The 24,690-nt window shown below is 69.9% G+C and carries 17 protein-coding genes and 1 tRNA gene; 5 read left to right on the top strand and 13 right to left on the bottom strand.

All coding sequences use genetic code 11. From position 1 onward, the window contains the following. Positions 1–45: 45 nt before the first annotated feature. From OG758_RS28435 to pglW, 4 genes are all read right to left on the bottom strand, one after another. Positions 46–1,512: a hypothetical protein gene (locus OG758_RS28435; protein WP_326712553.1), complete on the bottom strand. Its 1,467-nt coding sequence runs from the start codon at positions 1,510–1,512 to the stop codon at positions 46–48. After that, positions 1,509–2,900 carry a KGGVGR-motif variant AAA ATPase gene (locus tag OG758_RS28430; RefSeq protein ID WP_326712552.1) on the bottom strand — a complete coding sequence of 464 codons (1,392 nt, stop codon included), beginning with the start codon at positions 2,898–2,900 and terminating at the stop codon, positions 1,509–1,511. Before OG758_RS28430 ends, OG758_RS28435 begins: the two co-directional genes overlap by 4 nt. After that, the gene (locus OG758_RS28425) at positions 2,897–3,373 is read right to left on the bottom strand and encodes a hypothetical protein (protein ID WP_326712551.1); all 477 of its coding nucleotides are present in this window, start codon (positions 3,371–3,373) and stop codon (positions 2,897–2,899) included. Before OG758_RS28425 ends, OG758_RS28430 begins: the two co-directional genes overlap by 4 nt. Positions 3,374–3,699: 326 nt before the next feature. Further along, positions 3,700–8,115 carry a BREX system serine/threonine kinase PglW gene (gene pglW, locus OG758_RS28420; RefSeq protein ID WP_326712550.1) on the bottom strand — a complete coding sequence of 1,472 codons (4,416 nt, stop codon included), beginning with the start codon at positions 8,113–8,115 and terminating at the stop codon, positions 3,700–3,702. A 1,367-nt stretch (positions 8,116–9,482) separates the two neighbouring features. Between pglW and OG758_RS28415 the strand changes: the two genes are divergently transcribed. Continuing rightward, positions 9,483–10,016 carry a hypothetical protein gene (locus OG758_RS28415; protein WP_326712549.1) on the top strand — a complete coding sequence of 178 codons (534 nt, stop codon included), beginning with the start codon at positions 9,483–9,485 and terminating at the stop codon, positions 10,014–10,016. A gap of 223 nt (positions 10,017–10,239) precedes the next feature. Here the strand turns inward: OG758_RS28415 and OG758_RS28410 are convergent, their stop codons facing one another. Further along, entirely contained in the window at positions 10,240–10,620 is a 381-nt protein-coding gene (locus tag OG758_RS28410) for a helix-turn-helix domain-containing protein (protein ID WP_326712548.1), read from the bottom strand. 30 nt (positions 10,621–10,650) lie between these two features. Between OG758_RS28410 and OG758_RS28405 the strand changes: the two genes are divergently transcribed. Then, a complete protein-coding gene (locus OG758_RS28405) occupies positions 10,651–11,562 on the top strand; it encodes a hypothetical protein (RefSeq protein WP_326712547.1) in 912 nt (303 codons plus the stop codon). An 83-nt stretch (positions 11,563–11,645) separates the two neighbouring features. Continuing rightward, positions 11,646–13,322 (top strand): hypothetical protein, encoded by a 1,677-nt coding sequence (locus tag OG758_RS28400; protein ID WP_326712546.1) that lies wholly within the window; start codon positions 11,646–11,648, stop codon positions 13,320–13,322. 257 nt (positions 13,323–13,579) lie between these two features. Here OG758_RS28400 and OG758_RS28395 read toward each other — a convergent pair. From OG758_RS28395 to galU, 7 genes are all read right to left on the bottom strand, one after another. Beyond that, a tRNA-Ala gene (locus OG758_RS28395) sits at positions 13,580–13,653 on the bottom strand. 86 nt (positions 13,654–13,739) lie between these two features. Then, on the bottom strand, positions 13,740–15,092 hold the full coding sequence (sepX, locus tag OG758_RS28390) for a divisome protein SepX/GlpR (protein WP_326712545.1): 1,353 nt from the start codon (positions 15,090–15,092) through the stop codon (positions 13,740–13,742). Positions 15,093–15,263: 171 nt separating this feature from the next. Continuing rightward, complete coding sequence (locus OG758_RS28385; protein WP_326716061.1) at positions 15,264–15,935, bottom strand: GNAT family N-acetyltransferase; 672 nt, start codon at positions 15,933–15,935, stop codon at positions 15,264–15,266. Then, positions 15,932–16,432, bottom strand: a complete 501-nt coding sequence (locus OG758_RS28380) for a MogA/MoaB family molybdenum cofactor biosynthesis protein (RefSeq protein ID WP_116512508.1) — start codon at positions 16,430–16,432, stop codon at positions 15,932–15,934. Before OG758_RS28380 ends, OG758_RS28385 begins: the two co-directional genes overlap by 4 nt. Continuing rightward, complete coding sequence (gene moaC, locus OG758_RS28375) at positions 16,429–16,923, bottom strand: cyclic pyranopterin monophosphate synthase MoaC (protein ID WP_326712544.1); 495 nt, start codon at positions 16,921–16,923, stop codon at positions 16,429–16,431. Before moaC ends, OG758_RS28380 begins: the two co-directional genes overlap by 4 nt. A gap of 85 nt (positions 16,924–17,008) precedes the next feature. Beyond that, positions 17,009–18,358: a molybdotransferase-like divisome protein Glp gene (gene glp, locus OG758_RS28370; protein WP_326712543.1), complete on the bottom strand. Its 1,350-nt coding sequence runs from the start codon at positions 18,356–18,358 to the stop codon at positions 17,009–17,011. Between the two features lie 4 nt (positions 18,359–18,362). Beyond that, complete coding sequence (gene galU / locus OG758_RS28365; protein WP_326712542.1) at positions 18,363–19,265, bottom strand: UTP--glucose-1-phosphate uridylyltransferase GalU; 903 nt, start codon at positions 19,263–19,265, stop codon at positions 18,363–18,365. A gap of 84 nt (positions 19,266–19,349) precedes the next feature. Between galU and OG758_RS28360 the strand changes: the two genes are divergently transcribed. Then, entirely contained in the window at positions 19,350–19,952 is a 603-nt protein-coding gene (locus OG758_RS28360; protein ID WP_326712541.1) for a 5-formyltetrahydrofolate cyclo-ligase, read from the top strand. A gap of 76 nt (positions 19,953–20,028) precedes the next feature. Here the strand turns inward: OG758_RS28360 and OG758_RS28355 are convergent, their stop codons facing one another. After that, positions 20,029–22,845 carry a penicillin acylase family protein gene (locus OG758_RS28355; RefSeq protein WP_326712540.1) on the bottom strand — a complete coding sequence of 939 codons (2,817 nt, stop codon included), beginning with the start codon at positions 22,843–22,845 and terminating at the stop codon, positions 20,029–20,031. Positions 22,846–23,032: 187 nt separating this feature from the next. Here OG758_RS28355 and OG758_RS28350 point away from each other — a divergent pair, with 187 nt between their 5' ends. Continuing rightward, positions 23,033–24,634 carry a potassium/proton antiporter gene (locus tag OG758_RS28350; protein ID WP_326712539.1) on the top strand — a complete coding sequence of 534 codons (1,602 nt, stop codon included), beginning with the start codon at positions 23,033–23,035 and terminating at the stop codon, positions 24,632–24,634. Positions 24,635–24,690: the final 56 nt, after the last annotated feature.

Raw genomic sequence — 24,690 nt, 5'->3', positions numbered from 1 at the left:
CCTGCCAGCCCGGACAGGGCTCCCGGGAGCTGAGGCCCGCAGCCGTCACCCCGCCGACATCGGCACCCCGCCCCGACGCCCCACCCGGAACGCGATCCGGTACACATCCGGCAGGTCCAGGCGCACGTCGCTGCGGCGGCTCATCACGCCCAGGGCGATCAGTTCCTCGATCAGGCGGGGAAGGTCGTCGGGGTGACGGGGGCCGGTGCGGACGTGGTCGGGGCCGTCGGTCTGTGCGTACCGGGCGGACTCGCCGTGCAAGGCGGCGGGCAGCCCGTGCTCCTTCCACACCTCGATCACCCTGGCCTCCTCGATGGGGACCTGGCAGCCGCTGAGCGGCTCTATGGCCAGCTTCACCCACGGGGTGTCCTCGCTGACCTCGTACACCCGGGTCTCCGAGGCCGCCTGCACCCCCTTGCGGATGGCTTCGTGGTGCAGGGCCCGGTTGTGGGACGGGCGCTCGGAGCGGGTCGCTTCGGCCGCTGTGCTCAGGGCGTGCAGGAAGCTGCGGGGGCTGACCTGCTCTCGACCGTCCATGAGGTGGTTGGGGAGCCAGGTGTAGGGCCGTCCCTTGCGGAAGTTCGCGCCCATGTAGGGATCGGCGATCTGCTCGAACAGCTCGGTCTGCGCCCGCTCCTCGTTGCGAAGCGCCATCGGCGGTACGTACCGCAGTCCGCCGGCGTCCTCCCAGCCGCCGGTGAGCTTGCGGAAGCGTTCCGACGGCTCGGCCCCCTCGTTGCCCATGCAGTGGAAGAGGAGGCCGAACAGGTCGGTCTGCGACCACTCGAGCCGTGCCGCGTTGCCGGAGAGCTTGGAGGCGTCGGGGAAGTGGTGTTTCGCGCCGTCGAACATGTCCGGCCGGATGAATACCTTGAAGCGGATGTTCCGCGTGCCGAACCGCATCTGAAGAGCAAGCTGGAGAATGCCTGCGACCAGCCGGTCGGCCTGCTCTCGCTCGCCGTGCAGGTGCTCCAGGGCGTCGAAGAGGAGCAGGTGGACGGTGTTCTCCTCGTGCGCCTGCTGGTCGGCCTGCTCGATGGTGCGCTGGGCCTGGCCGGGGTTCATCCGCACCCAGGCGACCTTGTCGCTCCACTCGGGCAGATCCCGCAGCTCAGGCTGGCCCAGCGCGGTCAGCAGCACCGTGTACCAGATCTCGTACGGCGGTGTGCCGGCCTCGATCAGGGACCGCAGGATGAACTGCCCAGGGTAGCGGGCGGAGTTCAGGTCCATACCGTGGCCTGGGGCGACGTTCAGTCTCCGCAGGCGTGCGATGCGGTACTCGTCGGCCGCGAAGCCCCGCAGGTCGCCGTCGAGCAGCGAGCGGTACCAGAACGTCTTGCCGACGCCCCGCCCGCCCTGCACCACTGTGTTGTCGACGTAGAGGGCGGTGCGGTGCGCGTCCGGCATGAACAGGGTGTGCGCGGTCGGCCGCCGAGTGTCGGCCTCCGTGGCGTCCCGCAACGCGTCCGACAGCAGGTCGCGGTACTCGCGCGCGGTGAGCGGATCGGTCATCGCGTCCCTTCCTCGTCGCCGGGGCCGGCCGTGATCAGCCGGACGGCGGTGTCCAGGAATTCACCGTACGCGGCCTTGACGAACGCGCGGTCCTGCCAGTTGCGGGAGTCGCCCGCGCCCAGTCCCACCAAGCCGGGCTCGAAGAGGACGGGGATCGGGTGGTGCGGAGCCGAGTCATCCTTCTCGCTCGGCGCGAATGCGTATCGGGCACCCTCATCCGCCGCGCTGGGCGGCTCCCCCGGCGCCAGCTCGTCGTAGAGCGCGGTGAAGCACTCGTACGAACGGGCCGTGAAGGCGTCCAGATAGTCGTCCATAGAGTGGTGCACGGTGTCCGGCACCATCGACGCGACCATGCGGAGCTTCTCGCGGATGTCCGGGGCCCGGCCCGAGGACTGCCAGGCCGCGAAGAGGTCGCCGTAGCCCGCCCAGGTCTGGGCGCTGTCCGCACCAAAGAGGAGCGCGAGGTCGCACAGGCGGGAGATGGTGACGGCGGCCACGTCGTGGATACCGGCCCGGCTGTCCAGGAGCACCACGTCAGGCCGACGGCCGCTGTCCCCGAGCGTCACCGCCCTCTCGCAAGCCTCGACCGCGTCGGCCAGTCGGTCGGCGAAGGAGGAGCCCGGGAGATCGGCGTAGACGCGGTTGAGCTTGTCGACGTACGCGTACGGGACTCCGTCCGTCCCCTGCCCGCGCGCGGGCGCCACCCACAGTTCGCCGCTGCGGCTGCGCGGGGCGTAACCGGTACGGGTCACCAGCTCCAGCCCGTCGGCACTGCCCACGGCAGCCTCGACGAGATGGTCCACGATCCCGTTGCGGGGCAGCCCGTTCGGGCCCGCGAGCAGTGGGCCCGCTCCCGGGGACTCCAGGTCAAGGTCGACGACGAGCACGATGTTGCCGTCGTCGGCCAGCCTGCGGGCCAGCATCGCGGTCGCCGTCGTGCGGCCCACACCACCCTTGAAGCCGTACAGGGCAGTGCGATGGGTGCGGGTGCCGTCGACCTCGGGCCCGGGTGTGGACACATTGGCCCAGTCCTCGCCGACCACGGTGTTGTCGAGGAGCCGGACGCTGCCCGCGCCGCCGGAGGGGCGCAGGGTGTCGGGCGCCGCTCGCTTGGAGTTCAGCAGGGCGTCGGCGGTGATCATCTGCGAGGCGAGGGTGAGCGGGCGGCCCGTGACGTAAGGGGTGAGCTGCTCGACCAGTGCGGCGTGCCAGCGTTCGCGCCGGTTCTCGTCCACCGACTGCTCGCGGTCGTCGACGATCAGGGTGAACCGTCCCCGCACGTCCCTCACGAGCAGCACCATGAACTCCTCGTCGGCCACGGAGCGGGCGAGGGAGAGGGCAAGCGGTCCGGCTTCGTCGAAGCGGACGGGGGTGGTGCGGGGGCTCATGACAGGCTTCCGTTGATCAGGGCGGACTCGTGCAGGCCGACGATGGCGCGGGTCGCTTCGTAGAGCGCCGCGACCGTCTCCTCGGTGATGTGCTCGCAGTGCAGGTAGCGGTCCTGCTCGCTCCAGTTCCCGAAGGCGTCGAGGTGGTTCTCCAGAGCGACGAGCAGTTGATTGCCCAGCTGGCCGTGGGCAAGCACCGCCAGGTCAGTCTCGGTCCAGGGCAGGTGCCCGTACTCCTGCGTCCCCCCGGTCTCTTTACGTATCCAAGGCATCTTGGCCGGTTTGCCATTCGGCTTGGGGTCCAAGCTCGCCTCGGTGAAGAGCAGCAAGAGGCTCTTGAGCGCACACTCCGCAGCGAAGCCGAGATGGTGGTCCGCGTTGGGCCACCTGCCGTCGTCCTGGAGGTACTCGGCATCCCGGAAGTGGCGCTCTGCGGCGCTGGCGAAGTGGTCCTCTACCGAACGGTTCGACACCCTGGGGATCATATGGTGATCGCGCAGGTGCGGGGTGAGGGTTCGTCAACGCAACTTCAACTGCTCACGAAGGCACGTCACTTGGGCCGGGATAGCGCGCTCGACGCCGGAGGCCTCCGCGGGTGCCGGATCCGTGGCGGGGTCCTGCGCGGGTCCCGACGCTCAGGTCCCGAGGCCCAAGACTCGGGCCGGGCCCCTCCGCGTACCCACGAAGGAGTGAACGGAGCCTGTCAAAGCTCGGATACCGGCGCTTGGGCCTCGAAGCCCGGGGCCCGAGCTCCGGGGACGGGACCCTCTCCGCAGCTGGCAAGGGCGGCGAGGGATCGCTACGCCACCGCCTCCGCCCGCAACTCCTTCAGCGACAGCCCGTCCAGTACGGCCCACTCGCTCGCCCGGTCCACGACATCGACCGTGCGTCCGTCCAGCGCCGGTGTCGCGTGCGCGTCCTCCGCCGGTACGAGCAGCCACAGGCCGTGCGGGGCGTCCGCGGGACGCCGGGCGGCCTCCTGCAACGCGACGAGGAGCCCGCGGCCTCCGGCCTCCCAGTAGCGGGCGGCCATACCGGCCTGATGAGCCAGGAGCACCGTGCGCGGACCCGCCTGCTCGGCGAGCGCGGTGACGCGTTCAGTCACGCGCTCCGCCGCGAGACGGGTGTAGGACGCGAGCGCAGCACCGATGATCCCGGTGGCCGCGAACTTCGCGTCCGCCTTCAGCAGCGCGGGCCACCGCACCCCCTGTTCCTCGGCCAGTTCGCGCATCGCGGTGAGGAACAGCTCGTCGAGCGAGACCGGAACCACTCCGTAGCGAACAGCCAACCTGGTGGCCAGACCCGGGAGTTCCGCACCCTTGAACGTCAGCGCCAGGAAGCCGCCTCGCCTACGAGCGGTGTCCAGCCGTGCGGCGAGCACCTGGCGGGGGTCCCGCCCCTTCGCCAGGTCGCCCTGCGCTGCGGCGATCAGAGTGCCCGTGCTGGTGAGCGCCGAAACGGACACCTCGTGACGGCTCCCCCGCGGCTCCGGGGCGCGCGGCAGGAAACGCTTGCGCTGCGCCACGTATTCGAGCGGGAAGTCCGCCTGCGTCAGGGCCTCCGCCAACTCGACGTACGTGGTGTCGGCCAGGACCGCCAGACCGGGGAACCGGGAGCGGACCCGGGCCAGCAGATCGGTAGTGGAGATGCCGACGTGGGCCCGCACCCCGGCAGGCGCTTGCGAGATCCGCAGGGCACGCGGCAGATCGAGATCCAGCGGAAAGAGCTCCAGCCGCGGGGAGAAACCAACGCCACGGGCCAGGGCCGCGGCAAGCTCCACCAACCGCGTATCGGCCGGCGGCACTATTCCGTCAGGCGCCTTCACCGCGCGCAGCTCACGCAGCACGGTCGCCCGGCCCGGCAGCGGGTCCCGGTACGCCACCGCCGTCGCGGCCTCGCCGAGGCGTGCCGCGTACTCGGCCAGCTCGACCGGCGTCGGGTCATCAGCGCCCGGCTGGTCCTCCAGCGCCAGGACGACGCGCCCCGCACGCCGTAGCACGGCCAGCCTGGCCGGGGCCTCGACCGCGGCACCACCCGTGTCATCGGGCCGTCTGCGGGCCTCGGTCTCAGCCGCCGCACGGACCACGGCGAGCGCCATGCCCAGGGTGTCGGCGGGACTGGCGTCCCCCGCACCGTGCCGGGCACGCAACTCGGTCGCGAGCTCCTCGGCCGTCATGACCCTGCCCTGCTCGGCCAGGATCGTCACCAGCTCGTCGCGGATACGGCCGAGCCACGGCAGGAGCGCCCACTGCTCGATCGCGGCGAGCTGGTTCTTCGAAACAGTGGTCTGGCTGACACCTAGCGCCTTCGCGATGGCCGACTGGGCGGGCCATGGCTCCAGCAGCTCGGCGTCCGGAAGCTGAAGGGTGGCACGTACGACGTCGGGCCGCGGCTTGGTGCGGCTGTTGCCCTGCGCCGGAGCGAGGCGGGTCACCAGCGTGTCCACCGACTCCAGCGCAACCTCGGGAGCGTCCGCGGCGACCGGAGCGAGTGCCTTGGGCGCGGGCTTCCTGCGCAGGTCGTGCGTCCACTGACGGTGGCGCCGGTTGAGTTCCTTACGGATCACGTTGCCCGCGCCACGGGCGCGGGAGATCGTGTGGGGCGGGATGTCCAGCAGCGCGTCGACCGTGGCCGCACCCAGCCCGGCCGCGACGGAGACGGCCCGCGGCGACAGCCCGGCGGCCTCCAGCGGAGTCGTCAGGCCCGCAGCTGCGGCCGCCTGTTCGCGTGCGTCCTCGACGTCCTCGGCGTTCACACCGACGGTGGCCGGAGTGGTCGCCGGGCGGGCCGAGTCCGCCGTCCGGAACAACTGCCGCCATGCCTCAGTCATCTGGCGCAGGCTGTCGTAGCGCTCCTCTACGTCCCGGTGCAGGGCGCGCTCGAAGAAGGCGGTCAGCCCGTCGCTGAGTGCCGGATCGAACAGTTCACGCGCCACGTACAGCGTGGCGTCGAGGACGGTGCGCGGGTCACCCTGGCCGTCCCCCCACACCGGGCGTTCACCGGACGCCATCTCGTGCAGGGTCACGGCGGCGGCGTACCACTCGGCGTGATCATCGTAACGAGCCCGGCGGCTGTCACCCAGAAACGGATCGAGATAGCCGCGCGTGCCCGCGTGGACGTCCTGGTCGGGGGCGTTCGCCAGCGAGAAGTCGAACAGCATCAGCTGCCAGGAACCGTCACTGCGCTTGAACAGCCCCAGGTTGTCCGGCTTGATGTCCCGGTGGCGCACCCCACGGGCGGCGAGACTGTCCAGCGCGTCGAGGAGGTCGTTCCCGAACCGCTCCAGCTGGTCGTACCCCAGCGCCCCCTGACCGCGCAGCCGGGAACCGAGGCTGACCGGGTCCTGGTCACCCGGTGGGCGGAATCCACCGGCGTACTCGATCTCCAGGACGGTACGGCCGGCCACCTCGCGGGGCTCCGCGAGCAGCTTCGCGATGTGGCCGCCGCCCACCTCCTTGAGCGCCTCCGCCTCAGCGAACAGACGGGAGCCCTTCTCATGGTCCAGGGCGACCTTGAAGACACGCGGGAAATCCTGATCGGCCGGCCCATCGGCCTCCATGCGCCGCACGAGAAGCGCACGTGCGGTGGCTCCGGTGCCCAGCACCCGGGTGACCGTCCAAATGCCGTCCAGCGGCTGGCCGGGCTGTACGGTCAGCGGATCCGCGACCACACCCCCCGGCTGGTCGGCCGGTGCGTCATCGGCCTCCGCGGCATCCAGGAGACGCAGGAAGTCGTCGGGCGACGAGAGCCGCTCCTGCAGGTCGGCGGCGGTCGACTGGAAGACCACATCGTCCAGGGCGGCCGAGACGCTGTCCGCCACCGCGTACGGGTGCAGTCCGCCCTCGGCGGCCAGCCGGTCGACCAGGGTGCTGCGCCGGTCCGCGGGCGGGCGGCCGGTCAGCAGGAGGTAGGCGAGGCTGCCCAGGCCGAAGACGTCGAGGTCGACAGGATCGGCGAACTCCTGATCCGTCTCGGGGGCGAGATACACCTGGGCGATGTCCGCGATCAGGCCGGCATCCAGCGGTGTGTCCCCGAGCGACCGGTGCAGAGACGTCTCAAAGTCGCGGGCCGCGGTCTGCCAGTCCGCGATACGCAGGACCGGTTCGCTGCCGTCCTCCCGCGCGGAGACGTACACCGAGCGGGCGGAGAGGGCACGGTGGTAGAGCGACCGATTGTGGGCGTAACGCACGGCCTCGGCCAGCTGCCGCACCAGATCCAGGCGGACCGACGGAGTGAGCCGGCCCCCGTACGCGTCCAAGTAGGCGTCCAGACGCAGATCCGCCTCACGGTGCCGGAACAGGATCGCCGGGCCGCCCTGGTGCTCGTAGATCTGCACGGCCTGCACGATGCCGCGGTGGTTGATGCCCTGCAGCACCTGGTACTCGCGGCGGGCCGCCCGGTCAACGCGGCGCCGCTGCTGCCCGGAGGCGGCCTCGCCGGCCAGATAGATCCTGACCCGGCCAGCTTCCTGGACCAGGCCGTCGTCGCGTACGGCGAGACGGTCCTCCCATCCGGGCCCGGCATCCAGGGCCCGCGGCTCCAGGCGCCAGCCGTCCCCGAAGCGGAGATGAGCCGTCGACTGACTGACGCCGATGCGCTTCATCAGCCTCTCGAGCAACTGGCTATCCTGCGGGGTGACCCGCCGGCTCTCCCGCTCGGGCGGCAGTGCCAGCAGACCGTCCCAGATGCCCGGCAGCCCGCTCGCACCGTCATTGCGCCCGAAGACCGCCGTGCGCTGGAACTCGTCCAGCTCGCTCACCAGGTCCGCGTCATGGAGGAAGACCGCAGGCTTGATGTACGGAATGCGCTTCGGGTCCTCCTTCATGGCCCGCGCGGCCCGCTCCAGCCGGCCCTTGAGCTCCTTGGCCTTGAGATCGGTGAGATGCAGCGGGTTCTTCAAGGTCCGCACCCGGTCGGCGTGGAACTGCCACGTGTCCCCGTGGTTCACCACCCGCCCCGGGTGCCCCTTCAGCTCCACCAGATACAGACCGCCCGGCACGGCGATCAGCAGGTCGCACTCGTTGACCCGGCCGGAGTCCGCCGTGAACTGAAACGTCGCCCACGCCCGGTACGGCTCGGCCCTCGGCATCAACTGCCGGACGTGATCAAGCCCTTCCTGCTCCCACCGGAAGCCGGAACGACGTGGCTGGTACCAGTGCTCACGTGGCGCAGGAGGACCCGACTTCGGAGCGGGCGGCCGCGGAGCTGACGTCACCGGAAGACCTCCTGGGGTCTGATTGGCGTGGGCGCGGACAGGGGCGGAAAGCGCCTTCGACGCGGCCAGCCTTCGTACGGCTCGGCGAGCCCCACCACACGGTCACCACGCCCATCCCTCGGCGCCCCGACCGGCATCCTAGTCGTCCGGCTGCACAGTTCAGGAGCCCTCGGCGGACTGCCGAGGACCGCTGGGTACGGCGCGGAGCCGGGGCCCCAGGCGCAGGTCATCCATGGCGCACAAGACCGTCAACCGGGACCGGCATTCCAGACGAGAGCCCAAATAGCCTGCGCGCACCAGCATGTGGCGAGGGCATCACCAAGCCGGCTGTCCCAGGGGGCGAGGAGCCCGCTTCCCCATCTCTCCGGAGTGCCGGTGGCGAGCGCAAACATCCCCATGACGCCAAAGAGCCCCTGCCGGGTTCCCAGGCAGGGGCTCTGAGCTGCGGTGGCGCGTTCGCGACCGCTTGAAACAGGGACTGGTGACAGACCTACTTCTTCGTCAGCACCATCCGCCATCCAGTCCAGCCTGCTGGCTATTCATATAGCCAGCACCGATGGTAATTCCATGCATCTCCCCGGACCCCGCTTTCATCGCACAGTGACTCTCGTCGTGATCGATGCACACGAGCGTGTAGCCCTCTTTCCACTCTTTGATTCCGTCCACAAGCACTGGGCCTTGCCCCACGCCCCGGTCCGGCTGGTCGAGTCCTACACCGAGGCCGCCCTGAGGCTGGGAACGCGTTGCTTCAGCGGCTCGGCCATCCGATGGGGTCCAGTTGTCGGACGAAGATGGGCCACCGTTCCCTCGAGCAGCGAGCCACGGGTGCGGATGGAGGAGCATGTGTTCCTCACTCGCGCCAGGGCACCCTTGGCCTCCAACTCGACCCACGGAGGAGGGCGGTCTGGGCCGGCTGTCGTGTGGGCAGCACGAGCGATGCTCTCGTCACTCCTGCAGGAGCCCCACCTCGACAGCACGGCGACCCTGATCGACGGCTACCTCGACGGCTGGCTGCCCGACGGTCCAATCACCCTTGATTGAGCTGCATGTTGGCGCTCACCTGCACGAGTCCCCATCGGCGTCGCAAGGCCAGTCCACCAACCGCACCCCCGGAACCAAAAGACCCGTGCGGCGCCGCCCCCACGGGGCGCAGAGAAGGACGAACGCTCCTAGCGGGCATCCCCACTGCGGTTACGCAAGCCCCCTTCGACGCAATGGTTTGCGCGCCCCCCTCTTGCGTGGGTGAGATTCAGCAAGGGGTCCCGCGATGGCACACGGTGGCTCTAGAGTGACGCTTGCATGCAAGGTTGCGGGCGGATCCGCGCACAACAACGGTTGGGCGTAAGGGGTTTGATGGGAGGTCAGCAATGAGCGAGATGCTCTTCCATCGTCTCGACGCGGAGGAACACGCCGCTCGGGAGTTGGTTGCCCGGCTGCGCGCTGAGATCGCCGAGACCGAGGAGCGGCTGGCGGCACTTGCAATCACGCGGCGCACTGCAGCGCAACTCCTCGAAGAGGTACCCCCTAAGAAGCCAACTGCGAGTGGGGGATCAGCAGAAAGCAGCAGGAGGGTTCATGCTCGGTCCTCCACGGATGGCGCTTCAGAACCCGCCGAGTCGGACCCCGACAGGCAGCCAGGTCCACAGCGGCACAGGACGGACGAGCGGCAGGTCTCGAAGCCCTCTGGTCAGCTGACCGAGCTGAACCGGAAGGTAGTCACTGTGGTGGGCTCGGCAGATCGACCGCTGAGCCCCAAGGACGTAGTCATCCCCCTCGTCGACAAGAGTGCGCCTCGAGCAGAGATCGAGCGGATGCGTCACCGCCTCAACCGCCTGGTGGATAAGGGGTATCTGAAGCAGGTCGGACCGGGCCTGTACATCGGGGCGGAGGTGGATCAATAAGTAGCAGCGCCTAGCAGCACGTCCGTTGCCGTGAAGGATCAGCACGGCGTTGGACGGTGAATTGGTGGTGCCGCCAAGGGATCAGTCTCGGCGGCACCGAGCATGTGAGTCCGGTTAGGGGCTTCTGCATGCCGTTTTTGAGGGTAGCCCACCGTCGGGCCACCTGTGGCGTGCTGAGCCCAATCCGTCCTGCCTGCACAGATGACGTGCGGGTTTCGGAGGTTCAGCAATGCATCGATCCCGGATCCTTGGTACCCGGGTAGAGACCCACGCCGAGCCCGTCCTCCAGACGGCTCAACGTGGCTACGTCCGGCCAGCTACTGCCGGCGAGCAGATTCGCGACCGCTTGACGGTTGACGCCGCTGAGAGCGGCGACGCCTCGCAGCCCCAGCCCTTGAAGGGTCATTTGCCTGGCCAGAGCTTGTGCGACCGCCTGCACCACCCTGGCCTGGGGCTGGTCAACGAACGTCGACTCGGGCCAGTTCTCCGGGTCCCGAGCCAGCTCCCGCGGCGGCCTACTACGGCCTCGCCCTCCGGTCATGCGCATGCGCTCCTGACTGTCGAAGTGCACACTCACGAAACAGATGGCCACTTGTGTAGCCATTTTTCGTGGTGTGTTCCTTTGGAGACGGCTATGAGCGGCGCGATCCTCGGCTACCAGCCGTTGGAAAAGCCATCCGAGTGGCCCTTGGTCGCCGATGGCGTTCGCATGGTGGCCGCCGCGACCTGCGATTCCGTCCCATATCCGGTGCCGAAAGTGATGCTGGCTCTTTCCGGTCTGGCTATGTACGCCGAGCGCGTCGGCATTGCCCGCGACCCGCTGGCCTGGCTGGCGCCAGAGATGATGACGCGTTACCTGCTCGCACGGACGAAACTCGAAGGCAGTTCCGTCCAGACGTACCGGAGCATCCTCCTGCGCATCCGCGAGGCTTTGCTGTGGTTGGAGTACGGCCAGCAGCCCACGCCCCGAATGAGCGCCAAGCGCCAGCGAACAGCCCCGTACACCCCGCCTGAACTCGCCCGCTACCTGATGTGGGCCCGCACGCTGCCCCCTACGTCCCCCCTCGGGGGCAGCGCCCTGGCCCTGCTGGCCCTCGGCGCCGGCTGCGGACTGGCACGCCGCGAGGTACTGGCCACCCGCGGCACCGACATCACCGTGCTGCCGTCGGACGCGGTGGTAGTCGCAGTGCCAGGCAGCGACCGGCTGGTGGTCTGCCGAGCGATGTGGGAGGAGGCCCTCGCCGCAAGGGCGTGTGCTGCCGGCGACGGATACCTGTTCCTGCCCCAACGCCAGGTCGCCGACCCTAAGAACGGTGTGTCCAACTGGGCCGAGCGAACTCTGAAGGGTGCATCGGGGCTTCCCGAACTGAAGCTGGCCCGGCTGCGCAGCAGCTGGATCGTTGAGCTCCTGCGCCAACGTGTCCCAGAAGATGTCATCGCCACGGCAGCTGGCATGAAGTCGACCGCCGCCCTGGCCCCCTACCGGGCGTCGGTCCCCCCGCTCACCACTGCGGCCACCGCCCGCATGCTGCGCGGCTCGGCATGAGAACTCCCGCCGACGACCCCCGCTATCAGCCTGGCAACGGTCGCCCTCGCCGCCCGTACCCGCGCTCACACGAGCCGTCCGAGATGGCCGACAGCAAGGTCATGAAGCTTCGGCGCACGCTCCATCAGAGCGGCGTCATGGAGATGATCGAGGCACAGTTTGCAGGACTCCCGGGCCCGCCCGGATACCCCGTCCGTCTGGTTCTGCTCGGTCTGGTCTGCGCGAGCTACGAGAGAACCAGTGGAAACCTCGACGACGCCTTCGAGATCATGACGTTCGGCATCAGCGAGCGGCTGCGCGCCCACCTCGCCATTCCGACCTGCGACATCGAGGACCAGGACGCGGTCAACGCGCTTTACAACCGCTTCCACCGCGCCTGGACTCGCATGAACCGGCTGCTGGACGCTGCACCGCACCAGCGCCGCAGTCGGCTTCCCAGGGCGGCAGGCCGCAAAGTGGCCGCTCAGTGGAACGGTGAACACGGACAGCCCGCTCTCCGCCGTCTGGAAGAACTCGCCAACCGGCTGGTCACCGCCCCTGTCCGCATCGCCTTCGTGAAAGGTCTGATGCGTCACTGGCGCGGCGACACTGCGATCGACACCACCTGCGTGCCAACTTGGGCCCGTCCCCACACACGCAAGCGCTCCGCTCTGGAGGCGAGCGCAAACTGGCATTACAAGGGGGGCGGCGACCGGGAGTTCGGCTACAGCGCCACGCTCGCCATCGCGGCCCACGCCGACCCGGACCGAGCCGGCCGCTACCCACAGCTGATCCTCGGCATGGTGCTGCACACGCCAGAGAAGGAAATGTGCCGCCACGCCCACTACGTCAGCGCTGTGCTGGCGCAGCTCACCGAGCTCCGTGGCTTCACGGCGGCCGACCGCGCCTACACCAAGCTCCTCCCCGAGAACTTCCACCGGCCGATGCGCGCCCTTGGCTACATGCCCGTGCTCGACTTCACTGAGCCACAGGTCACTTCCGCCAAGGCGGAAGGCCATCACCAGGGCGCGATCACGAAAGTCGGCCGACTCTTCTGCCCCCTCACGCCACGCCGCTTGCTCGACCTGTACTCGCAGATCCGCAGCGCCAAGAACGAGCGTGAACGCATCCCGCTTCGAGAGCGGCTGCAGGAGATCGAGGCCTACGCACTCACCCGTAAGGACACACTCGACGATCGCGGAACCGAGCGGTTCGCCTGCCCCATTACCAAGCTCAACTGCCCTTGGGCACAGGAGCGTGAGGGCCGCGGAACACCGCCGAAGAAGGGGCCCGTACCGGTCGTCATCAACCTCGATGCCCACAGGGAGCGCACCGCACACCCCGCCAGCCGGCCCACCGTAGAGCCCCCAACCCTGCCGCTCGCCGAACGCCCCAAATGTTGCCGCCAGTCCTCCGTCGCCGTGCAGGCGCACGTCATGCCCCGCACGCGCCAGGAGCTGCCTTGGCAGACGCCCTCCTGGGCCCTGGCCTACCAGACGTTGCGTGCTCACATCGAAGGTGGCAACGGGCGGCTGAAGTCCGTCGACTCCGCCCTGCACGCCCGCGAGAGACGCCAGCCCCGTGGCCGTGTCGCCCAGACCCTCCTGTCCGCCATCACCGTCATGGTCCACAACATCAAGGAACTCGAGCAGTATCTGGCCGCCAGCAAGCAGAGCGCGATCACCGGCCTCGACCTCGAGCCGAACGATGTCCTTCTGCCCTACCCGACGATCAGCTTGACGGTCCCGCCCCGCCCTCAGGTGCTGAGCCGCAGCCCCTGAGCGGGCACGTTCCGGATAATTGAAGATCGACACGTCGCGAGACCGCAGGAGCCTGCCTCCACACCTGCGGTCCCCGCGGCATGTCCACATCCCGACCCCCGGTCCGCTCCAACGCGGACCGCCGCGCTTCCCGGCGGCCCGGCAGGCTGACTTTCACACAAGCAGGAGCTCAAACGGCGAGATCCCGGTCAGACGGTGACCGTCTGACCGGGATCTCGTGAACCGTTCCGGGATGAACCCGTGAACGGCCCTTGCGGTGGACCTGTGGGGATTTGAACCCCAGACCCCCTCGATGCGAACGAGGTGCGCTACCAGACTGCGCCACAGGCCCTTGCAACGAGTGAAACTCTAGCATCCCGATCGGGGTGCTCGGAAATCCGTTCCTGGCTGGTCAGCCAGGGTGGCCCCGGACGGGTCTCACTCGTTGGCCGCGCGGGGGCGGCCGCCGTCGTCGTACTGATCGAAGAGCGGGGTGCGGCCGCGCTCGCGCGAGCGGCGCGCGGAGGCGGCCCGGCGGGCGTCACAGCGCTCGTCCCCGATCCCGTCCGCGCCGTCGCACTCCTCGGACGCCGCCGCCGGCTCCTCGCCGGTGTGCCGGTCCGGCTCCTGCTGCGCCGCGCCCGCCGTGCTGGAGCGGGCCGAGCTCCACGCGTCGGGGGCGCCGAGGTCGACGCTGCCCGCGGCGCGCGGGGCGACCGGGGCGGTCACATACGTCGGCAGCGGCACCGGGACCGGGTCCCAGCTGTCGCCGTGACCGGGGCGGCGCTGCCGCTCGCGCTGCTGGTCGACCCACTCGGCGTGGTCGGTCTGCTCGACGAGCGCGCGCCGGTCGGCTGCGAGCGCCTCGAGACCGGGGTCGGTCTCCACCTCTGGCGCAGGCCCCTCTTCGGCCTCCTCCGCGGCGGCCCGGCCCGCGGCGGGCTGGCGCCTGCGGGGCTGCCGTTCGCGCAGCCGCTGCGCCGCGACCTCGGCCTGGCGCCGGTCCATCGTGTACGCGAAGCGCCGCCGCTCCTGGGCCCGCAGATAGAAGATGTACGAGCTGAGCAGCACGGCGGGCACCGCGGGTGCCCACAGGAACGCGAGCCCGCCGACGGCGGCGACGACCGCGCCGGCCGTGAAGGCGAGGAAGAGCATGACGGTCGTGCGGCGCCTGCGCGCGAGCACCTTGGAGCGGCGGGCACGGGCGGCGGCGTCCGCCGAGGCGGCCTGTCGCTCGGCCGCGGACCGGTCGGACGGCTGCCGGTCCGACTGCTGGCGGTCGGGGCCCGGGCGTCCGGTTGCCGACCTGCCGTTCGTGTGCGTGTCGTTGGCGGGCCGGTCGCGGTTCGGCCGGTCGTGCGCCTGCTGGTCGTGGGGGGTCCGGGCGGAGACCTGGCGGTCGGGTGCCTGCCGGGCGGGCGAGGTCCTGAGCCGGGGCTCGGGGCGGGACTCGGATCCGGGGTGCCGCTCGTGGCGGGCGTCCCGGTTCTCGTTCCTGCGCTCCCCGCGGACCGGAGGCGCGGCGAAGGCCCGGACGTCCACCGAGTCGGTGGCCGCGTCCGGGACGGACGGGTCGCTGCGCTGCTCCTCCCCTTCGGGCGAGCGCGTCTGCAGGTCCTTGGCGTATCGGCGCTCCATGCCCGCCCGTCCGGACAGCAGCCGGATGGCGGTACTGAAGCGTTCCGTCGGACGGGCCTCGTTCAGCTCGTCCTGCCTACGGAGCCACATCGGCACCAAGTAGGCGGCCCAGGCCCCGACGATGACTGCGTAGATGAGGCCGCTGCTGCTCACGCCTCACACGGTAGAGGGGTTTGCATGGGGGCATCCGCCAATTGAGCCGGTGTGTCGCACGATCTGGCTGATATTTCGAGCTTTTTTTCCGACTGAGGCATCAACGCGCCACCCGTCGAGCGAATTTAATGCCTGCGGCGGGCGATCCCCGATCAATTTCGAACACTTATTTCATTTTGGCGATGTGCCGGGCCGCCCCGCGGTGTTCGGACCACCCGGACCAGCGGCGTTGCCGCCACGCTTGCGACGCCAGCGGCTCAGGAGGCCTTCCGGGACCTCCTCCGCGGTGAGCGCGAAGACGAGATGGTCGCGCCATCCGCCGTCGATGTGGAGATAGCGGGGCCGCAGCCCTTCCTCGCGGAATCCGAGTTTTTCGACGACCCGGCGGCTCGGCCCGTTCTCCGGGCGAATACAGACCTCGATACGGTGCAGGCCCACCGTGCGGAAGCAGTGGTCGACCGCGAGCGCCACCGCCGTCGGCATCACGCCGCGCCCGGCCACCGACTCGTCGACCCAGTAGCCGACATGGCCCGAACACATCGAGCCCCAGGTGATCCCCGCCACCGTCAACTGCCCGACCATGCGCCCCTGGTACTCGATGACGAAGGGCAGCATGCGCCCCGCGTTCGCCTCGGCGCGCAGATGGCGGACCATCTGACGGTAGGTCGGACGGTGGGCGATGGGTCCGCTGGGCGTGGGCGGCGGGATGGTCGCTTCCCAGGGGCGCAGCCAGTCGCGGTTGCGGCGGTTGACCTCGCGCCAGGCCCGTTGGTCGCGCAGTTTTATCGGGCGCAGGCAGACGTCACCGTCCGTCAGCTCGACCGGCCAGGATGGGCTGTTCAGCTCGCACCCCCGTCAGGTCTGGGGTGGTCGCCGCCGCGCAGCTGGTCGACGGCGTGGGTCAGCAGGGTGCCGAGTACGGCGAGGCCGTCCTTGACGCCGCCGGACGACCCGGGCAGGTTCACGATCAGGGTGCGTCCCGCGACGCCGGCGAGGCCCCGGGAGAGCGCGGCCGTGGGCACCTTCTCGCGTCCGAACGCGCGGATGGCCTCGGGGATGCCGGGCACCTCGTGGTCGAGCACGCTGCGGGTGGCCTCGGGGGTCCGGTCGGTGGGCGAGATGCCGGTGCCGCCGGTGGTGAGGATGACGTCGTACCCGGCGTCGACACCGGCCCGCAGCGCCTCGGCCACCGGGTCCCCGTCGGGCACGACCTGCGGTCCGTCGACCTGGAAGCCCATGGCTTCGAGGCCCTTCGCGATCCGGGGGCCGCCCGTGTCGGCGTAGACCCCGGCGGCGGCACGGTTGGAGGCGGTGACGACCAGGGCGCGGTAGGGGCTCATTCCCCGGCCTCCGGGCGGGTCCAGTGGCCCGACTTGCCGCCCGTCTTCTCCTCGACGCGTACGTCCGTGATGACGGCGCCCTTGTCGACGGCCTTCACCATGTCGATCACCGTGAGCGCGGCCACCGAGACGGCCGTCAGGGCCTCCATCTCGACGCCCGTGCGGTCGGTGGTCTTCACCGTGGCCAGGATCTCGACCGCGTCGTCGGCGACGGACAGGTCCAGTTTCACTCCGGACACCGCCAGCGGGTGGCAGAGCGGGATGAGGTCGGGGGTGCGCTTGGCACCCATGATTCCGGCGATGCGCGCCGTGGCGAGGGCGTCGCCCTTGGGCACTCCCTCACCGCGCAGCAGCTCCACCACGCGGGGCGATACGAGGACGCGGCCGCTGGCACGGGCGGTGCGCGCGGTCACGTCCTTGGCGGACACGTCGACCATGCGGGCCGCGCCCGCCTCGTCGATATGCGTCAGTCGGTCCTGCGAACTGCTCATGGTGCTCTGGCGCTCCCGGTCCGTGGGCCGCGCGGTGCGGCGCGCGGCCTGTTGTGCGCGACACGGTATCGCGCGAACGGAGCGCTCAGCCGAGGAGGACCACGTCCACTTCCGCACCGGGCTCGGCCGACGTGGTCTTCTCGGGCAGGACGATCAGCGCGTCCGCGTGGGCGAGCGCGGCGACGAGGTGGGATCCGGAGCCCCCCACAGGGGTGACGGTCCCGGCCTCGGCGTCGTACGTCCCGCGCAGGAACTGGCGTCGTCCCGCGGGCGAGCTGAGTGCCTTGGCCGACTTCAGGACCGCGCGGGCCGACGGCCGGTGGACGTCCGCGGCGGGCAGGCCCATGAGCGTGCGCACCGCGGGGCGTACGAACAGCTCGAAGGAGACGTACGAGGAGACGGGGTTGCCCGGCAAGGCGAGGAGCGGGGTGTGCTCGGGGCCGATGGTGCCGAAGCCCTGGGGCTTGCCCGGCTGCATGGCGAGCTTGCGGAACTCGACGCCGCTGCCGGCTCCGATGCCGGTCTCGTCCTCGGAGTCGCCGACGGAGGTCAGCGCCTCCTTCACGACGTCGTACGCGCCGACGCTGACTCCGCCCGTGGTGACGATGAGGTCGGCGCGGATCAGCTGGTCCTCGATGGTGGAGCGCAGTGTCTCCGCGTCGTCGGCGACCGCGCCGACGCGGTACGCGATCGCTCCGGCGTCGCGGGCGGCGGCGGTGAGGGCGAAGCTGTTGGAATCGTAGATCTGGCCCTCGGCCAACTCCTCGCCCGGCTGGACGAGTTCGCTGCCGGTGGACATGACGACGACGCGCGGGCGCGGGCGCACGCGTACGGTGCCGCGGCCGATCGCGGCGAGGAGGGCGATCTGGGGCGGTCCGAGGACCGTGCCGGCCTCCAGCGCGCGGTCGCCCGCCTTCACGTCGCTGCCCTTGGCGCGCACGTGCGCGCGCGCCTCGGCGGGGCGGTGCACACGGACCTCGCCGGAGGCACCCTCGGGGGCGGCGCTGTGGGCGCGCATCCCGGAGACCGGGCCCTCGCCCAGGCCGCCGTCGGTCCACTCGACGGGGACGACGGCCTCGGCGCCGGGCGGGAGCGGGGCGCCGGTCATGATGCGGGCGGCCTGGCCCGGCCCGACGCGGAGCGGCCGGGCCTGGCCCGCGGCGACGTCCCCCACGACCGTGAGCACCGCGGGGAAGTCCTCGCTCGCGCCCGCCACGTCGGCGGCCCTGACCGCGTACCCGTCCATCGAGCTGTTGTCGAAGGGGGGCAGCGAGAGGGGCACCGTGATGTCCTCGACGAGGACGCAGCCCTGTGCGTCGAGGAGCTGGAGCTCGATGGGCTCCAGCGGGCGGACCGTGGCGAGGATGTCCTCCAGGTGCTCCGCCACCGACCAGACGTGCTGCTGACCGGTGACGTGCGTGGTCGTGCTGCTCAAGGTGCTACATCTCCTCGGTGACGTAACTGCGAAGCCAGGCGCGGAAGTCCGGGCCCAGGTCCTCACGTTCGCACGCGAGTCTGACAATGGCACGCAGATAGTCGCCACGGTCTCCGGTGTCATACCGGCGGCCCTTGAAGACGACGCCGTGGACGGGGCCGCCGGCCTTCTCGTCGTCGGTGAGCTGCTGGAGGGCGTCGGTGAGCTGGATCTCGCCGCCGCGGCCCGGCTCGGTCCGGCGGAGTATCTCGAAGATCGCGGGGTCGAGGACGTAGCGGCCGATGATCGCGTAGTTCGACGGGGCGTCCGCGGGGTCGGGCTTCTCGACGAGGCCGGTGATCTTGACGACGTCGCCGTCCTCGGTCGCCTCGACGGCGGCACAGCCGTAGAGGTGGATCTGCGAGGGCTCGACCTCCATGAGGGCGATGACGCTGCCGCCGCGCTGCTCCTGGACGTCGACCATGCGGGCGAGCAGGGGGTCACGCGGGTCGATCAGGTCGTCGCCGAGGAGGACCGCGAAGGGCTCCTGGCCGACGTGGGGAGCCGCGCACAGGACGGCGTGACCGAGGCCCCTGGGGTCGCCCTGGCGGACGTAGTGCATGGTCGCGAGGTCGCTGGACTCCTGGACCTTGGCGAGGCGGCCGGCGTCGCCCTTCTTCTGGAGAGCCGACTCGAGCTCGTAGTTGCGGTCGAAGTGGTCCTCCAGGGGCCGCTTGTTGCGGCCTGTGATCATGAGTACGTCGTCGAGGCCGGCGGACACGGCTTCCTCGACGACGTACTGGATCGCCGGCTTGTCGACGACCGGCAGCATCTCCTTGGGCGTTGCTTTGGTGGCCGGCAGGAACCGGGTGCCGAGGCCCGCGGCGGGGATGACAGCCTTGCTGATCCTGGGGTGCAACTCAGTCATGCGGTGAACCATATCCGTAGCGTCTGGGCGGAAGATTTGCTTCCAGTTAAGTTGATGCCTATATGAGGGGTTTGTGAGCTGGCTATGTGTTTGTCAAAGGCTGACAAGAACGCGTTGCGGGCAGAACTCCTCCAGGTGAGATCGGGGTTGCCCGCCGATGACGTCGAGACGGCGGCCGGGGCGCTCGCCCGCCAGGCGCTTGAACTTCCCGAGCTGGCCGGGGCGCGGACCGTCGCCGCTTACGTCTCCGTCGGCCGGGAACCGGGCACGCGCGCGCTGCTCGACGCGCTCCACGCGCGCGGGGTACGCGTCCTGCTTCCCGTGCTCCTCGACGACAACGACTTGGACTGGGGCTCCTACGACGGACAGGGGTCCCTCGCGCGCGTGCAACATGCGGGAAAGATGGCCCTGTTGGAGCCCTCCGGGGAGCCGCTCGGCACCGAGGCCGTCGTGGAGGCCGACGTGGTGCTGCTGCCGGGCCTCGCGGTCGACGGGCGCGGCATGCGGCTCGGCCGCGGTGGCGGCTCGTACGACAGGGTCCTCGCGCGCCTCGAGCGCGCGGACGCGGATCCGGCGCTCGTGGTGCTCCTGTACGACGGCGAGGTCGTGGAGCGCGTCCCCGAGGAGCCGCACGACCGTCCCGTGCACGCCGTGGTGACGCCTTCGGCCGTGCGCCGCTTCCGGTGAACCGTCTGCCCCGGTGACATGAAAGGGCCCTCCACGCGCGTGCGTGGAGGGCCCTTTCATGCGGTGTCGCCCGTTGTCACGGCCGCAGCACCAGGGTGTCCTTCGTGTTCGCGACGACCGCCTTCTCCGAGGAGACCCACGGGAGGAGGTCGCCCTTGGACCACTTCTCGGTCTGGTCGGTGTAGTGCGCGCTGAACGCGTGCCCCGAGGCTCCGGTGAGGTTGATCCACTTGGACTTGTCGAGGTCCGCGAGGTTGACCACCATGCGCATCGACGGGACCCAGATGACGCCGTAGCCGCCGGCCGCGTTCCAGCCGGTCGCGTCCACGGCCGCCTCGCCGCCGCCGAGCTTCCACGGGCCGCGGTTGAGCACGTACTGGAGCCAGCCGGGCCCGTCGGTGCCGAGGGTCTGGTTCTTCAGGCTCAGCTGGTGCAGCCGGCCCCAGCTCCAGGTGTCGATGTCCTTGCCGAGCTTGGCCGTGACGTCCCAGCGCGCGTCCTCCATGGCCCGCGCGAACAGCTGGTCGCGGGTCTTGGTCTCGGCGTCGGTGCGGGTGGCCGGGGCCTTCCACCAGTCGTTGTTCTCATCGTTGATGATCTTGCGGACGACCTCGAACCAGCGGTCGCCGCCGTCCGGCTGCGCCGAGTCCGCGTCGCGCTCGCCGCACTCGCGCACCCGGCGGTCCTCGTCCGCCGGGCCGGTGTCACCGGCCGGCTCGACGCTCAGGCACTGGCCCTTGACCCGCAGCTCCTTGGGGAGCTTGTTGCCGAAGGACAGCTTGAGGATGTTGCGCCAGACCGAGTTGAAGTACGCGGCGGCGGCCGAGTCCGGGTTCTGGGTGTAGTCCCAGTTCTCCAGGAGCTTCTGCGCCTCACGGACGTACTTGTCCGAGACATCGATCTTGAGCAGCTTGGGCACGAGCAGCTTGGCGATCTCGCTGCTGTTGTCCATCTGCATGGTGCGCATGTCGTCGGTGGAGATCTTGCCGCCGCCGGCGATCTTCGACTCGATCAGATCGGTGATGCGCTGGCTGCGCGTGCCGTAACCCCAGTCGGAGGTGAGGTGGTACGGGTACTTGTCCTTGTCGATGACGGCCTGGTTGGCGGTCACGATGTAGCCGCGTTTGGGGTTGTACTCGTACGGCAGCGCGGACTGCGGGATGTAGCTCTTCCAGCGGTACGCGGCGTCCCAGCCGGGGGCGGGCAGCGAGCCGTCGCCCTTGCCGCGGACCGGGATCTTGCCGGGCGCCTGGTAGCCGATGTTGCCCTTGGTGTCGGCGTAGATCAGGTTCTGCGAGGGCACCTCGAAGTCGGCGGCTGCCTTGCGGAAGTGCGTCCAGTCCTTCGCCTTGTCCAGCTCGAACACGGCGTCCATGGACTTGCCGGGGGTCAGCGCGGTCCAGCGCAGCGAGACCCCGTAGCCGTCGCCCCGGTCGGGGGCGGCCGCGTCGACCTTCGCCTTCTTGCCGACCTTGACCAGCTCGTCGTCCCGGTCGGAGATCAGCGGACCGTTGTTGGTCTCGCGGACGGTGATGGTCTTGTCGTCGCCGCCGGCGACCTTGATGGTCTCCTTGCGGGTCTTGAACGGGACCGTCTTGCCGTCGTACTGGTACCCGCCGCCGCTGTTCAGCTTCTCCAGGTACAGGTCGGTGACGTCGGCGCCGAGGTTCGTCATGCCCCAGGAGATGTCCTGGTTGTGGCCGATGATCACGCCGGGCATCCCGGCGAACGTGTAGCCCGTGACGTCGTACTGGCACGAGGGAGACAGGCTCCGGCAGTGCAGGCCCATCTGGTACCAGACCGACGGGAGCTGCGGCGACAGGTGCGGGTCGTTGGCGAGCAGCGGCTTCCCGGTGATGGTGTGCGCTCCGGAGACCACCCACGAGTTGGAGCCGATGCCGTTGCCGTTCGGGCCGACGGCCGCGGGGACCTGGTCCAGGGCGTCGGAGAGCCCGGTCAGCTGACTCTGGAGGCCGTCGGGGGCCTCGGTGTTGCCGGCGAGACCGGTGCCGGTGGCGCCTTCCGTGCTGGTACCGGCGCCGGTGGAGGTACCCGTTCCGGTGCTCGTACCCGTACCCGTACCCGTGCCGGTTTGATTTCCGGACCCGCCGGAACCCTCCCCGTAGGAGTCGGTCGCGCTGTCGTAGGAGCCCGACCGGACGATCGCCTTGTTCCGGTCGTACGGGTAGTCCGGGTACAGGTCCGCGATCTGCTGCGGGCCGAGGCGGCTCGTCATCAGGGAGCGGTCGATCTCTTCCTGCATGTTGCCGCGCAGGTCCCACGCCATCGCCTTGAGCCAGGCCACGGAGTCGGCCGGCGTCCACTTCTGCGGCGCGTAGTCGTTGGTGAACCCGAGCGCCGCGTACTCGACGGAGATGTCCGCGCCGTCCTTGCCGGCGAGGTAGGCGTTGACTCCCTTGGCGTACGCCTGGAGGTACTTCTTCGTCTCGGGCGAGAGCTTGGAGTCGTACTCCTTCTGCGCCACCCGGTGCCAGCCGAGCGTCCGCAGGAACTCATCGGTCTTGACCTGGCTCTTGCCGAACATCTCCGAGAGCCGGCCGGAGGTCATATGGCGGCGGACGTCCATCTCCCAGAAGCGGTCCTGCGCCTGCACATAGCCCTGGGCCATGAACAGGTCCTCGTCGGACGAGGCATAGACCTGAGGGATCCCGTAGGAGTCCCGTTTCACGTCCACTGGACCGGAGAGCCCGTCGAGCTTGATCGAGCCCTTCGTCTGCGGGAGGGAGGCACGCACGGTACTGACGCTCCAGTACGTGCCGTAGCCGATGCCCGCGACAATGGCCAGAACCAGCACGATCACGATCAGTCGGGCTCTGCGGCCCTTCTTCTTGCCGGACGAATGGCCGGAAGAGGCGTTGGTGTTCGAGGGCATCGCTGTCCTTGCTGTCCTTCGCGAGCGGCAGAGCGGGCTGCAGGCGGGCTGTGGGGTCACGGAGCGCTGGAGCAACCATAGGCGCAGGGCACGGCGGCCTCGGACGCGGTGTCAAGAACCCGGGGCCCCAAACCGCCCGAGGTCACCCTGGACGGCGTCAAGAAAGCGTTAACGATTAGGTAAGGTAATGAAGTACCTGGTCGTTCCGCGGCGTCCCGTACACCCGTACGGGCCCTCCCGTACGGCCTTCGGAGGAAGGAAACAGCCCCTGACTGTCCACCACCTCAACCAGCTCCTGCTCGTCTGTTCGCTGGTCCTGCTGATCGCCGTGGCCGCCGTGCGCATCTCCTCGCGCAGCGGTCTGCCGAGCCTGCTCCTCTACCTCGGCATCGGGGTGGCCATGGGTCAGGACGGCATCGGCAACGTGTCGTTCAGCAACGCCGAGCTGACGCAGGTCATCGGCTACGCGGCCCTCGTCGTGATCCTGGCCGAGGGCGGCCTCGGCACGAAGTGGAAAGAGATCGAACCGGCGCTGCCGGCCGCCGTCATGCTGTCGCTGGTCGGAGTCGCCGTCAGCGTGGGCGTGACGGCCGCCGGGGCGCACTACGTCGTGGGCCTGGAGTGGCGGCAGGCGCTCATCATCGGCGCGGTGGTGTCCTCGACGGACGCCGCGGCCGTCTTCTCCGTGCTGCGCAAGGTGCCGCTGCCGTCCCGCGTGACGGGCGTCCTGGAGGCCGAGTCCGGCTTCAACGACGCCCCTGTGGTGATCCTGGTGGTGGCCTTCTCCACGGCCGGACCCGTCGAGCACTGGTACGCCCTCATCGGCGAGATCGCTCTCGAACTCGCGATCGGCGCCGCGATCGGGATCGCGGTGGGCTGGCTCGGCTCCTTCGGCCTGCGGCACGTCGCGCTGCCCGCCTCCGGCCTCTACCCGATCGCCGTCATGGCCATCGCCGTCACCGCGTACGCCGCCGGAGCCATGGCCCACGGCAGCGGGTTCCTCGCCGTCTACCTCGCCTCGATGGTCCTCGGCAACGCGAAACTGCCGCACTGGCCCGCCACGCGCGGCTTCGCCGAAGGGCTCGGCTGGATCGCGCAGATCGGCATGTTCGTCCTGCTCGGCCTGCTCGTCACCCCGCACGACCTCGTGGACGACGCATGGCCCGCGATCGTCATCGGCCTCGTCCTGACGATGGTGGCGCGCCCCCTCAGTGTCGTCCTGAGCCTTCTGCCGTTCCGGATGCCCTGGCAGGAGAAGGCCCTCATGTCCTGGGCCGGACTGCGCGGCGCGGTGCCCATCATCCTGGCGACCATCCCGATGGTGAACGGCGTCGAGGACAGCACCCGGATCTTCAACATCGTCTTCGTCCTCGTAGTCGTCTACACGCTCATCCAGGGACCGACCCTGCCCTGGCTCGCCCGGAAGCTGCGGCTCGGCAGCGACTCCGCGTCCGCCGCCGACCTCGGCATCGAATCGGCGCCCCTGGAGCGACTGCGCGGACATCTGTTGTCCGTGACCATCCCCGAGGAGTCCCGGATGCACGGCGTCGAGGTCAGCGAGCTGCGGATGCCCTCGGGCGCCGCCGTCACGCTCGTCGTGCGCGAGAAGCAGTCCTTCGTACCGCTGCCGACGACCGTCCTGCGGCACGGCGACGAACTGCTCGTGGTGGCGACGGACCAGGTGCGGGACGAGGCCGAGGCCCGGCTGCGAGCCGTGGCACAGGGCGGCAAGCTCGCCGGATGGCTCTCGGGGAACGGGGCCCCGGGGCGCGGACGGCGGGCTCAGTAGGCGGGGAGCCGGGACTCCGGGCGGGAACTTGGGCGCCTGGGCGGGAGCGAGGACGC

The sequence above is a fragment of the Streptomyces sp. NBC_01474 genome (assembly GCF_035918215.1).
GTDB lineage: Bacteria > Actinomycetota > Actinomycetes > Streptomycetales > Streptomycetaceae > Streptomyces > Streptomyces aureus.
This window is presented reverse-complemented; position numbering and strand designations above follow the sequence as displayed.